This is a genomic window from Streptosporangium sp. G11 (genome assembly GCF_051192615.1).
Classification (GTDB): Bacteria; Actinomycetota; Actinomycetes; order Streptosporangiales; family Streptosporangiaceae; genus Streptosporangium.
This window is the reverse complement of record NZ_JBPJUQ010000033.1, coordinates 41,052-53,467: the sequence shown is the minus strand read 5'-3', so window position 1 is coordinate 53,467 and position 12,416 is coordinate 41,052. Positions and strand designations below refer to the sequence as shown.

Sequence of the window (12,416 nt, the reverse complement as noted above, 5' to 3'; positions counted from 1 at the left end):
CGACGTGAGTCAGCGGCATCCTCGTCACGAAAGCCGGTTCGATCGCCTTCCCCGTGTGAGCGGTGCCAAGTTGCCGGACCCATGACGACACGGGCTCATCGAGCGGATGGAAGCGACGTCAGCAGGTGCCCGACTGAGATCAGTGGACCCGCGGTGCCGTGGTCCCGAACCAGGGGCTCGGCAAAGTCGTTAGATGATGCCGAGTAGTGCCAGCGGGCGGTTGCTGTCGCGGGCGTGGTGCCGGTTGGCGGCGGCGATGTCGGTGATCCCGGCGGTGTGTAAGGCTGCGATGGCGGCGTTGCGCAGGGCGGCCATGACGTGCGGTCCAGTGCCGGTGCGGATCTGGGAGCGGTCTTCGTCGTAGGTGACGTCGCGGCTCACTTCAGACGATCAGCATGGCGTAGGAACCTTCGTCGAGCCGCAGACGCGCGCACTCCTCAGCGCGGACGCCGGCACCCGGCAGCGTGAAGATGATGGCCGCGTGCGCACCATCCGTCCTTGAAGACGGTGGAAATTTCATCCAAGGACGCGGGCCAGGGACTCGGCTCTGCGGTGGTCGTACGGTGCGGCCAGGCGTTCGGCGGTCGCCATCGCCTGCTCGGCCGCCCGCCTGGCCTGCCTTCGCCCGCCCAGGGCGGCCAGGATCAGCGCGAGGGCCCAGCCGATCCGGGCGGCGGCACCGGGGTTGCGGGCGGCGTACCGGGAGAGGTGCCCGAGCAGGAGGGGGGCCGCGGTCGGGTCCTGTCCCGCGTCCCCGAGCAGCTCGGCGAGGCCGGTCCAGCACTCCAGCATGCCGAGCTGCACCGTCGGCAGCCGCTCGGCCAGCGTCAGCGCCTCGGCCAGCGCCGCGGGCGCCCGCGCCGGGTCCAGACGGGCCGCGATGGTGAGCAGGCGCAGCTCCTGGATCGTGCGGCTCCCCGGGCTGTCGCGCAGGCCGATCTCCTTCGCGTGCGTACGCCGCCGCTCGTGCGAGGCACGGGCGGCCGCCAGCAGCTCCCGGATCCGCTCCACCGGCACCCCGTCCAGGCGCAACAGCGCTTCCGCCCGGCCGGTCAGGCACCAGTGGCGGCCGATGTCGTCCCCGCCCACCCGTGCGACCGCCAGCTCCTCCGTCTCCGCGTACCCGGTGGCCGCCGCGGCGAACTCGCCCTGCCACAGTGCGGTCTCGGCGAGCATGCCGGCGCAGTTCTCGGCCACCCGCGGCTCGATCGTCCGCGACCGTCCCTCCGTGAACGACCGCCTGGCGTCCTCGAAACGGCCCGCGTGGAGCAGGTCGATCCCGCGGGCCAGCCGGGCCCGGTGCACGGCCTCATCCGGGTGGTCGATGCTGGAAAGTGCCTGGTCGGCGAGGCTGCCGTAGCGGGTGGCGATCCGGTGGCGACCGGCGAGGCGGGCGATGGTGGCGAAGTTCGCGCAGGACTCGGCGCGCAGGGTGGGGTCGGTGCCGCGGTCGGCGGCGTTGAGCTGGCGCAGCGAGGTCACCAGCATCACGAGGAGGTCCTGCTGGTGGTAGGCGAGCCGGGCGAGCAAGGTCAGCGCCTGCGCGGCCTCGGCCTCGTCCGTACGGGGTGCGGGGAGGAGACGGCGGGCGGCCGTGATCGGCAGGAGGCGGTGGGCGGCCTGGCGGGTGGCGGCGGTCAGGAGAGCGGTCGCGAGGTCGGCGGGGGTGGTGGGGAGTGGCTCGCCGAGCGTGTCGAGGGCGGCGCGGGCCAGGCGGGTGGCGGCGCGTTCCCTGGCGAGCTGGTGGGAGCTCACCGCGGCCATCCGGAGCAGGCGGGCCCGCAGGGGCAGGTCCTCCGGCGGGCGGTCGAGATGCTCGCGGACGATCGCCACCGATTCCTCGTACAGGCGCAATCGCAGGCACAACGTCCAGTAGTGGTCCAGGAAGCGCGGCTGCCCGGACACCCGCCAGGCCAGGCGGATGTTGTCCATCTCGGCGCCGAGCACGCGGACGACCTCGGCGTCCGAGCCGTCCTGGAGCGCGGTGGCGTGCCGGTCGAGGAGACGGGCGTAATGGCGGGCGTGCCGTTCGCGTACCCCCGGGTCCTCCAAATGGGCGGCGGCGAGCTGCTGGATGAGAGGGTGGAGGGTGTACCGGCCGGACGGGGTGAGCTGCAGCATGCTGTGGTCGACCAGGTGGACCAGCACCTCAGGGCTGGTTCCGGCGACCTCCAGGGCCGCGCGCAGGGTGCAGCCGCCGCCGAACACCGACAACGCCGCCAGCGCCGCCCGCCTCGCCGGGTCGAGCAGCCGCCAGGACGTCTCGAAGACCGTACGCATGCTCGCGTGCCTGGACCGTGCGGCGGGCCCGGCAGTGGAGAGCAGCCCCGTGTCCACGCCGAGGCGTTCGGCCAGGTCGGCGCACGGCACGGCACGCAGCAGGCCGGCCGCCAGCTCGATCGCCAACGGCAGCCCGCCGGTCGCGGCGCAGATCGCGGCCACCAGCGGGGCCTCGCGCTCGGGGTCGAACCCCGGCCGGGCCTTGAGCGCCCGCGCGACGAACAACGTCTCGGCGGCCGACTCGGCAAGCCCCTCCACCGGGACGATCACCTGTCCGGGCACGTCCAGCCGCCGCCGGCTGGTCGCCAGCACCCGCAGGCGCGGCGCCACCCGCAGGATCTCCGCGATCACCCCGTCGAAGGACGGCAGATGTTCGAGATTGTCGAGCACCAGCAGCGTCGAGCGACCGGCGAGGGCGGCGAGCAGCAGCTCGGCGGCGGGCCGCGGCGGCGAGAGGTCCACGCCGAGCCGGCGCGCGAGCGTCGTCACAGCCGCCTCCGCCCGCACCCCGGCGAAAGACACGAACGCGACATCCGCCGAGGAGGGGGACGCGGCGTCGTGCTCACCGGGCTTCGCGGAGGCGGTGTCGTGCTCACCGGGCTTCGCGGAGGCGGTGTCGTGCTCACCGGGCTTCGCGGAGGCGGGGGAGGCGGTGTCGTGCTCACCGGTCCCCGTGGAGGAGAGGGACGCGCCATCCCGGTCCCCGGCCTCCGCCGCGGCGATGGCCAGGCGGGTCTTGCCGATGCCGCCCGGGCCCGACAGGGTGATCAGGCGTTCCCGGGACAGCAGGGCACGTAGGCGGCGAATGTCGGACTCGCGGCCGACCAGCTCCGACCCGGGGACCGGCAGGGCGGCCCGGCGGGCGGTCGCGGGCCGGGGCGTGAGGTCCTGGCGGAGCGCGCGGGTCTCGGGCGCGGGATCGACGCCCAGCTCGCGCGCCAGCCGCAGGCGCAGCTCCTCGTAGCAGGCCAGGGCCGCAGCCCGGTTCCCGGTCCTGGCCAGGGAGGCGATCAGCACCCGGTGGGCCCCCTCGTCGTAGGGGTCCAGCTCCGTCACGATCCTGGCCAGCCGTACGACGTGTTCGGAGGCGGCGGGCCCGGCGTGTACGAGCAGCTCGCGCAGCACCAGCCGGGCCCGCCGCCGCTCGCACTCCAGCCACCCGGCGAACGCGGGCGCGTCCCCGAAGGAGAGACCGTCGAGGAACTCCCCGCGCCACAACCGGAGCGCCCCCGCCACCGTCGGGTCCCGGGTGAGCTGCCGGTAGTCCACGAAGCAGCCGTCGTCGGCGCGGAAGCCGACGTGGTCGCGGGTGATGTCGAGCCAGCCGCCCACGTCCTTGCGCAGCTCCGACAGCGCCAGCCGCAGGCTGCCCCTGGCGTTGGCGTCGGGACGCTCGCCCCACAGCAGCCCCGCGAGCTCGGCCCGCGAGCGTGCCCCCGGCGTGGTGGCGAGGTAGCAGAGGAGTGCCCGGGTCTTGGCGGAACGGATCCGCACCAGCCTTCCCCCGACAGCCAGCTCGGGCGTGCCGAGCAGCAGCAGGCTGAAGGAGTCTCCCATACGAAAACGGTAGGCGCGTGCCTGCCGCCCGGCTGTGTCAGAAGGCACGGAGATCGTGTGCTCTATGCCATTGACCTGTGATCTAACGATGTGCTCACGCTGCGTCCGCGACTCTGATGCCGCGTTTCGCGACGGTCGCGAAACGCCAGCGTCTCCAGGAGGAGCAGCATGCATTCTCGTAAGGTGATCGCCGCACTCGCCCTGGCCGGAGGTCTGGTGGCGCCGATGGCGTTGGCCGCGACCCCGGCGGCCGCCATGGCCGGCTCGTGCCGCGTGGAACTGTACGACATCGACGCCGGCAACGTGGCCGACCGGGACGGCCGGGACGAGCTCCGGTTCCTGGTCGACGGGAACCTGTTCCCCAGGATCAACGCCAACTACTTCGGCATGAACGCCGGTGACGACGGAGATCCCGGCGAATTCGAAGACCCGACCTCGATCATCCTGAACACCCAGGACGTGGACTTCGACCTGCGCGAGGTCGACGGCCCGGTCTGGGGACAGGGCGACCGGCTCGGCACGGTGACCGCCCTCGGCAGCACGTGCGCCGGGCTCGCCACGGGCGCCACCAGGACCATCACGAGGACCCTCACCGGGACCGAGCAGACGGCGTACTCGTACGTGGTCAGCCTTGAGATGACCGCTCTGTAACCGCCCTCGGAGCCGAGGCCGCGCTGCCGCCACGGGGCGGCGCGGCAAGAGAGTCGGCGGCGCGGCCGTCGCCGACGAGGCCATGCTGTCGACGGCCCTGCACCTGCGCGGACAGAACCTCGGCCCGCGGTCCCAGGTGGAGGGTGTGGGAGTCCCACGCGGTCCCCACGTGGGACTCCCACACCCCTCAAACGGCAGGCCTTGTGACCCCCACCGACACGGTGCCGGCGCACGACGAATCTCCCCGGCTCCTCGACGGCCCGGTGCTCGTCGACCGGGGCCGGACGGGACGGAGTGAGCGCCATGGCGAGGGCCCGCTCACGACCGCTTGTGAGCGGGCCCTTCGGTGTGCCCCACACCCCGGCCACCACTCACGATGCGGAATGCCACGCTCGGTGGAACCGGATCTCCGCACCCTGAATCGGCTCGCTCATGCCCGCGCGTTGCCGCTCCACTCATCTCAGGCATCGCAAGCCGGACGTTACAGGTCGGTGACCGGCGGTTCTCTCGTCATACCGGCATTGTGCCGCCTTTGTTCCGTAGGTATTTGGGCCGAAACCGGGCGTGCATTTCAGCACAGACCGGAGGGGAGCGAGGCGCTTTCCTTGGGTCATCGGCCCGACGGGGGCCGGGATCACCGAATCGAAGGACTGAATGGAAATGCGTCGTCACATCGCCGCCCTCGCCCTCACCATCGCCGGTTTGGCCGGCATGGTGTCCCTGTCCGCTCCCGCTCAGGCGGCCGCGCCGATCGCCGTGACCGTGAGCCTCGGCGGCCTGTCGGTCACCGGCACGACCGGATCCGACCTGATCACCCTGGCTGAGGGCACCGGCGTCATCAAGGTGACCGGGGCGGGCGTCACCTCCAGCGACAGCGACTGCCAGCCGATCTCCGGCGGGGTCAGCTGCAAGAACGCCAGCACGATCATGGTCAACATGCGCCAGGGCGACGACATCGTCAACAACGACACCGTCAACCGGTTCACCGAGATCTTCGGCTCGGCCGGCAACGACACCCTCTGGGGTGGCAGCGGCCGCGACGTCCTCGTCGGCGGCACCGGCGACGACTTCCTGAACGGCCGTGGCGGCAACGACACGACCGACGGCGGCGCCAACACCGACACCTGCACCGGCGAGACCGAGGAGAACTGCGAGCTCTGAGCGACCGGCCTCACGGGGAGGGGGCCGGTGGCGGGCCGGGCGTCCGATGGGACGCCCGGCCTTTTCGCGTCCGGCCTCACCGGCGGCACGGCCGCCGGGCGGCCGGTCGCGCAGCTCGCGGCGGCACGCTGGAGAAGGTCTACCTGGAGCTCGGCGGCAACGACGCGCTGATCGTCTGCGACGACGCCGACGTCGAGGAGGCCGCGCGGGCCGTTGTCACCTGGAAATCCTGAGCGTCACGCCGGCGGCCGGGCGAATTTGGCGGCCACGGCGTCGAGGACCCAGTCCAGGCCGGTCGCGAAGGACGCCTCGGCGTCCACCTCCGTGCCGTCGTGCACGACCTTGGCCAGCGCCGGGAAGCGGCCTGTGGCCAGCATCCTCATCACATGCGGGCCGTAGGCGCGCTGCCAGTCGCGCTTGGACAGGCCCGTGGCGCGCTCGGCCCGCAGGTTCGCGATCTCGCGCCTGATCGCACCGGTGAAGTAGGCGCTGACGGTCTCCACGGCGCGCAGGACGGTGTCGAGGTCGGCGAGGCCGTCGAGAGCGGCCAGCGTGGCCTCGGTCACGGCGAGGGCGTTCGGGCCCAGGGTCGGACGGCCGCCGAGCAGGTCGGCCAGCCATTCGTGACGGAGGGTGGCCTGCCTGGTGCGGTGGGCGTGGACACGCAGCGCCTCCCGCCAGTCGCCGGGCTGCTCCTCGGGGAGGATCTCGGCGTGGACCTCGTCCACCATGAGGTCGAACAGCTCCTCCTTGGTGGAGATGTATCCGTACAGCCGCATCGGGCCGACGTCCAGCCGGGCGGCGACCTTGCGCAACGACACCGCCTCCAGCCCGCCCTCGTCGGCCAGCGCGATGGCGGCGGCAACAATTCGCTCCCGGTCGAGCGGCTCGGGGCGAGTCGGCGGCTCCGGCCGGTCCCACACAGTCATGGATACATCGTACTGTTGCGATACGCCGTCTCACCAAAATACAGTGTATCTACATGAGACATCGTATCGCCGTGATTGGGGGCGGCCCCGCCGGCCTCACTTTCGCCCGCGTCCTGCACCGGCACGATCACCCCGTCACCGTCCTCGAACGCGATCCCGCTCCCGACGCCCGCCCCCCGGGCGGCACGCTGGACCTGCACGAAGGGCTGGGCCAGCTCGCGCTGGGCAAGGCGGGGCTGCTGGCGGAGTTCCAGGCGCTGTCCCGTCCCGAGGGGCAGGCCATGCGCATCCTGGACACGGACGGGACCGTGCTTCGCGACTGGCAATCCCATCCGGGTGACCAGGCCAATCCCGAGATCGACCGCGGGCAACTCCGTGATCTGCTGCTCGGCCCCCTCGACGTTCAATGGGGGCGGGGCGTGACGGAGGTGGTGCCGGGGACCCGAGACGGCGTGCTGGTCCGTTTCGCGGACGGGCGACAGGAGACGTTCGACCTCGTGATCGGCGCGGACGGCGCCTGGTCCCGGGTCCGCCCGGCGATCTCGTCCGCGACGCCGCACTACACCGGCGTCACCTTGGTCGAGACCTCCCTGGACGACGTCGACACCCGCCACCCCGACCTCGCCCGGCTGATCGGCGACGGTTCCGTGGCTGTGTACGGCGTGAACCGCGCCCTCGTCGCCCAGCGCAACAGCGGCGGCCACGTCAAGGTGTACGCCCAGTTCCGCGCGCCGCTGGACCGGCATATGGGCCTGAACCGGCGCGCGGGCATGGACACGGGCCTGGACCTGGCCGACGTCGAGGCCGTGCGATCAAGCCTGCTGGCCCTGTTCGACGGCTGGGCCGCTCCCGTCCTCGACCTCCTCCGCCACGGCACCGCTTTCGTCCACCGCCCCCTCTACGTCCTGCCCGTGTCCCACACCTGGGCCCACGTCCCCGGGGTGACGCTACTGGGCGACGCCGCCCACCTGATGCCCCCGTTGGGAGCGGGCGCGAACCTCGCGATGCTGGAAGGCGCCGAACTCGCCGAGTCCGTCGCCGCCGCCCCCGGCCCTGGCGATCTGGACGAGGCCGTCCGCGCCTTCGAGGAACAGATGTGGGCACGGGCCGGCAGGTGGGCGAAGATCACGGCGGCCGGGCTGGAACGCCTCGTGAACCCGGACCCCACCGCAGCCCTCGCCCTCTTCGACGAAGTTCAGCCATCCTGACCGCCAAACGCGAAAGCACCGGCACCTCGCCACGGCTTCACGGGACAGCACGGGACAGCACGGCACCGCCGTGGCTCCTTCCGGCAGATCCACCGCCCGCCATACGAACTCTGCCACAGGGGCGACCTTGGCAACCGAACGGGGCCAGTGGCGTTAGCGAGCCAGGGTGGGCGGGATTACCGCCACCCGGCGGTCCGACGCGGGCAGACCTCTAAGTCGAGCCTGAGCCTGTGACCGGTCCTTGGATAATCGGTGTCATCCGGCAAGACAGCGATCACAGATCTCACGCAGGGGCGCCCTCGTCGACCGCGCCCAGCGCGCGCAGCGTCTCGCGCTGCGCGTCGGTGAGGCCGTGCGCCCCCGTGATGTCCATCTGCTCGTACGGCCGGTCCGGGACGAGCATGGACACCTGCCGCCCGCCCGCGTCCCAGAGCCTCGCGGTGCCGTCCAGGCTGGCGCTGGCCAGGGCCGTCCCGTCCGAGGTGTACGCCAGGGCCTGCACCGGCCCCGAATGGCCCACGATCACCATCGGGTCGGACAGCTCGTCCAGCGGCCACACCCGGATCAGCCGGTCGTCGCCGCCGGTCGCGACCGTCCGGCCGTCCGGGTGGCAGGCGACCGCCCGCCAGTAGCCCTCGTGGCCGTCCAGGCTCGCGAGCAGCCTCCGCTCCCCGAGATCCCAGACCTCGACCGGGCCCTGCGCGACCGCCGTGAAGAGGCGTCCGCCGTCGGGGGTGACGGCCACCGCGAGCACGCCGCCGGGAGTGCCGCCGCGCAGCGTCGCCACGGGGGTGCCGTCCCTGGCGTCCCAGAGCTTCACCGGATCGTGGTGGTCGCCGCCGCCGGTGATGAGCAGGCTCGCGTCCGGGGTATAGGTGACCGCCCCGGCCGCCGACTCCACCGCGGGGACCGAGAACAGGATGTTCCCCGTCGTGAGGTCCCAGACGTGCACGAGCTGGTGCTGCCCGCCGCTGGCCAGCCGCTGCCCGTCCGGGCTGAAGGCGAGGTCCGACACGTAGCCGCGGTGACCGGTCAGCACCCGCACGGCGCGGCCGGTCGCCACGTCCCACACGCGCACCGTGCGATCGTCGCCGCAGGAGGCCAGCCGCGTACCGTCGCCGTTGAACGCCAGCGGGCCCACCTTGGCGCCGTGCCCGGCGAGGATCCGCAGGCAGCGGCCGTCCCGGTCCCACAGCCGGATCAGCGCGTCCATGCCTCCGGTCGCGATGATCCCCGTGGGGGAGCACGCCACCGAGTTGATCGGCTGCTCCTGGCCCTCCAGCGACGTCTGGCAGGCGCCCGTGTCGATGTCCCAGATGCGCAGGCTCTGGTCGGCGCCGCCGCTGACGGCCAGCGGCCCGGCGCCGAGCAGCGCGATCGAGTTGACGTCCCGCTGGTGCCCCTCCAGCCTGCGCAGCAGCCGGCCCGCCGCCACGTCCCAGATCCGGACGAGACGGTCGTCCCCGCTGCTGATCAGCCGGTCGCCCACGGGTGTGAAGGCCACCGAGCGAACCCGCTCCGAATGCCCGAGCCCCAGGTTGCGCGGCGTCCCGGTGGCCCGCTCCCACACCCGGATGTCGCCGTCGTAGTCGCCCGCCGCCACGAGCTCGTCCGACACCGCCAGGTTCCAGTACGCCTCGTCCAGCCCCTCGCCGAGGACGCGCACGCACCGCCAGTCACCGGTGTCCCACAGCCGGACCGTGCCGTCCAGGCTGGCGCTGACCAGGAGCGTTCCATCGTCGGCGAAGCGTACGGACCGCACCCAGTTCGCGTGGTCGGTGAGGGTGGCGAGCGGGTCGCCGGTGAGGGCGTGCCACACCCGCACCGTACGGTCGTAGCTCGCGCTGGACAGGATCGGGCGGGACGGATGCCAGGCGACGTCGGCCACGATGTGCTCATGACCGCGTAACACCCGGACGGCCCGCCCGGTGCGCAGCTCCCACACCCGGACCGTCCGGTCGGCGCTGGCGCTGGCCAGCCATCGGCCGTCCGGGCTGAACGCCACCGCGGTCACCGCGTTCATGTGCTCACGCCAGACGGCGACGGGCTGGCTGTCCGACATCCGCCACAGCCGCACGTCGCCGCCCGCGGTCCCGGCCGCGGCCAGCTCCCCGTCGGGCGCGCCCGCGACGGCGTTGACGATGCCGAACGTGTCCGCGAACGACGTCCCGACGAAACGGGTGCCGCGGAACGACACGTGGCTCAGCCGGGCGCTCTGGAGCGCCGCGTGCCGGACCGTGAGACCGGAGAAGTCGAAGGACGACAGGTCCGCGCCGATCGCGAGCGCGAGGTGGAGCGCGTTGGCGGCGGCGTACCCGCTCGCCCCCTCCGGCCTGCCGCGCAGCCCCGCCACGAACGAGCGCAGCAGCTCGCGGCTCCCGTCGGGGCCGTAGACGTCCAGCAGCCGCGCGGCGAGCGGCGCCAGCAGCACGCGCCGCTGCGCCCCCTGAACGTACTCCCGGGACGACGACCGCAGCAGGCCGTGGAGGGACAACACCCGTGGCTCGCCCGCGACCAGCTCCGCAAAGGCCAGGTCGAGCAGGTCTTCGATCATGTACTCGGCGATCACCGGGATGACCGTGAAGCGCCCGGGATCCGTGCGCACCGCCAGCGCCCGCGAGACCAGGACGCTCATGGCGTCGAGGACCTTGCTCTTGGCGATCACCGTCGGCGTCAGGCAATGGATCAGGTCGTCCAGGCCGAGCGGCTCGCGCCCGAGGGACAACCAGCGCAGGACGGCGAGCGCCAGTGGATCCAGCCGGGCGATCTGGCCGGCCAGCAGGCCCCGGACATCCCCGGTTACCGCCACCTCCTCCCGTAGGAACGCACCCGCGTCGCCACCGTACAGATCATGCACGACGCCGATCGCGAGCGTCATCTCCCACGGATTGCCCGAGTACACCTCCGTTATGCGCGCGGCCGCCGCGGCGTCGGCGCGGATCTCCCGCGCGGTCAGCAGCTCGGCGCACGCGGCGGTGTCGAGGCCGCTTAGCGGGAGCGTGCGCACCTGCCGCCCGGGGCGATCCAGCAGCTCGGCCGGTGCCTCGCGGGTGGTGATCAGCACGGTCCCGTCATGCTCGGCGTCCGCGAACGCGTGCAGGAGGCGCAGGTAACCGCGCTCCTCCGGGGTCGGCGTGGCCGCCCCGGGCGGGAGGACGGACTCCATGTTGTCGAGGACGACCAGGCAGCGCCGCGCCCGCAGCACCCCGACGAACGCGGCGGTCAGCCGGTCGGCCGCATCCTCGGCGGCCGCCTCGGGCGCCCGGGCGGGCAGCAGGACGCCGACGAGGTCGCGCAGCAGCTCCTCCGGCGACTGCCGGTCGGCGAGCGAGCGCCAGAGCACGACGTCGAACAGGTCACGCGTGTCGCGGGCGACCCGGGCCGCGAGCGTCGTCTTGCCCATCCCGCCGCGCGCGACGATGACGCCGAGCCGGGTCCGCTCCTCGATCCAGCCCGTGAGCATGGCGACCTCCTGGTGCCGTCCGAAGAACGCGGCGGGAGCGGGCGCCCGGCCCCAGTCGGTCAGCGTGCGGACGGGCTCGAGGGGAGCCGGCGCGCTGTCGGCCTCGGCTTCGCCGGTCCTCAGCGGAACGGTCGGCTGTGGCGGGACCTCGGCGGACGGTTCCGGTGAGCCGGGCTCGCGCTCCGGCGGCGGAGGCTCGGTGGGCGGTTCCGGTGCGTCGGTTCGATGCTCGGCGGGCGGTACGGGCGGTACGGGCGCGCGTGGCTGGCGGGGCCGCAGCCATTGGAGCCCGGCGACAGTGAGGCCCACGAGCGTGACGACGGCGCCGCCGATGGACTGCGTCGTGATGGCGCCGCCCGCGACCACGAGGCCGATGCCGCCGAGCGCGAGCAACGCGAGTAAGACGATCCCCAGCCGGGGCAGAACGGGCGACCGGAAAATCCTCCCGGCCCTCGTCACCACCCCAATGAACGCCTGGCCGGCCAGCGTGAACCCGCGTAACGCACGCTTCACCGAAGTCTCCTCGCCGTGGTCCCCTCCGAGCGGTGCCCCGACACCCAGTCCACGAGAATTTTAACGACGGGCGCCGCCGGGGCCAGGCCGATCCTGTGCCCGATCGCACGCCGGTGCGCGGACAGGGGAGCGGGGCCAGTGAGGCGGCCGCGCTGCTGGGCGGCTTGCCCGGTCGCGAGGATTCTCAGCAGGTCGTGTGCTCGGCCGCAGCTCGGAGGTCTCGCGCGACATGTCGGCACGGATCAGCTGCCGAACACTCGGGAGGGGGATGCCAGAGGGCCGCGATCCTGTAATAAATCTACATTGTAAAGGCGTCCGGTCGGTTTCAAGATCATTTGCAATGGACTAAAAACTCATCACCCAAAGGCAAGGCTCGTCGCGGTGGCCACCGAGCCGATCCGGAAAGTATGGGCGGCGCGGCCCGTACGGGTGGCTCCCGCATCTGGCCGACGCAGGACGAACCGGGCCTGACCCGCGCGGACACCCCCTGTGATGGCGGGGGAGTGGGGAGGGTTCGCTGCCGGGCTCGGCGGTGTACAGGCCTTCGGGGGATCGGATTTCGGCGGTAGATATGTGATCTTGACGACGATTCGGTGGTGGCGGGTGTTTTCCCGGGTTGAACGTCATGGCGTCCCTGCTCATGCCTGCCGAGGG

General features: G+C 72.5%; 8 protein-coding genes. 4 read left to right on the top strand and 4 right to left on the bottom strand.

What is annotated here, in order from left to right; genetic code table 11:
* Positions 1-189 precede the first annotated feature (189 nt).
* Both ACSDR0_RS27350 and ACSDR0_RS27345 read right to left on the bottom strand, forming a co-directional pair.
* A complete protein-coding gene (locus ACSDR0_RS27350) occupies positions 190-381 on the bottom strand; it encodes a hypothetical protein (protein WP_435291744.1) in 192 nt (63 codons plus the stop codon).
* A gap of 135 nt (positions 382-516) precedes the next feature.
* Positions 517-3,837: an ATP-binding protein gene (locus tag ACSDR0_RS27345; protein ID WP_435291743.1), complete on the bottom strand. Its 3,321-nt coding sequence runs from the start codon at positions 3,835-3,837 to the stop codon at positions 517-519.
* 168 nt (positions 3,838-4,005) lie between these two features.
* Here ACSDR0_RS27345 and ACSDR0_RS27340 point away from each other — a divergent pair, with 168 nt between their 5' ends.
* The 3 genes from ACSDR0_RS27340 to ACSDR0_RS27330 all read left to right on the top strand — a co-directional run bounded on the left by ACSDR0_RS27340 (position 4,006) and on the right by ACSDR0_RS27330 (position 5,882).
* Positions 4,006-4,488 (top strand): hypothetical protein, encoded by a 483-nt coding sequence (locus ACSDR0_RS27340; RefSeq protein ID WP_435291742.1) that lies wholly within the window; start codon positions 4,006-4,008, stop codon positions 4,486-4,488.
* Positions 4,489-5,142: 654 nt separating this feature from the next.
* Entirely contained in the window at positions 5,143-5,649 is a 507-nt protein-coding gene (locus ACSDR0_RS27335) for a hypothetical protein (RefSeq protein WP_435291741.1), read from the top strand.
* The gene (locus ACSDR0_RS27330) at positions 5,613-5,882 is read left to right on the top strand and encodes an aldehyde dehydrogenase family protein (protein WP_435291792.1); all 270 of its coding nucleotides are present in this window, start codon (positions 5,613-5,615) and stop codon (positions 5,880-5,882) included. The genes ACSDR0_RS27335 and ACSDR0_RS27330 overlap by 37 nt, the downstream gene beginning before the upstream one ends.
* A gap of 3 nt (positions 5,883-5,885) precedes the next feature.
* Here the strand turns inward: ACSDR0_RS27330 and ACSDR0_RS27325 are convergent, their stop codons facing one another.
* Positions 5,886-6,578 carry a TetR/AcrR family transcriptional regulator gene (locus ACSDR0_RS27325; protein ID WP_435291740.1) on the bottom strand — a complete coding sequence of 231 codons (693 nt, stop codon included), beginning with the start codon at positions 6,576-6,578 and terminating at the stop codon, positions 5,886-5,888.
* Between the two features lie 53 nt (positions 6,579-6,631).
* Between ACSDR0_RS27325 and ACSDR0_RS27320 the strand changes: the two genes are divergently transcribed.
* Positions 6,632-7,786, top strand: coding sequence for an FAD-dependent oxidoreductase (locus ACSDR0_RS27320; RefSeq protein WP_435291739.1), 1,155 nt, complete (start codon positions 6,632-6,634; stop codon positions 7,784-7,786).
* 283 nt (positions 7,787-8,069) lie between these two features.
* Here ACSDR0_RS27320 and ACSDR0_RS27315 read toward each other — a convergent pair whose 3' ends face one another.
* A complete protein-coding gene (locus tag ACSDR0_RS27315) occupies positions 8,070-11,762 on the bottom strand; it encodes an NB-ARC domain-containing protein (protein WP_435291738.1) in 3,693 nt (1,230 codons plus the stop codon).
* Positions 11,763-12,416: the final 654 nt, after the last annotated feature.

Coding starts and splice junctions, on each gene's coding strand:
- ACSDR0_RS27340 (WP_435291742.1), top strand. CDS start 4,006: ATGCATTCTCGTAAGGTGATCGCCGCACTCGCCCTGGCCGGAGGTCTG.
- ACSDR0_RS27345 (WP_435291743.1), bottom strand. CDS start 3,837: ATGGGAGACTCCTTCAGCCTGCTGCTGCTCGGCACGCCCGAGCTGGCT.
- ACSDR0_RS27335 (WP_435291741.1), top strand. CDS start 5,143: ATGGAAATGCGTCGTCACATCGCCGCCCTCGCCCTCACCATCGCCGGT.
- ACSDR0_RS27325 (WP_435291740.1), bottom strand. CDS start 6,578: ATGACTGTGTGGGACCGGCCGGAGCCGCCGACTCGCCCCGAGCCGCTC.
- ACSDR0_RS27320 (WP_435291739.1), top strand. CDS start 6,632: ATGAGACATCGTATCGCCGTGATTGGGGGCGGCCCCGCCGGCCTCACT.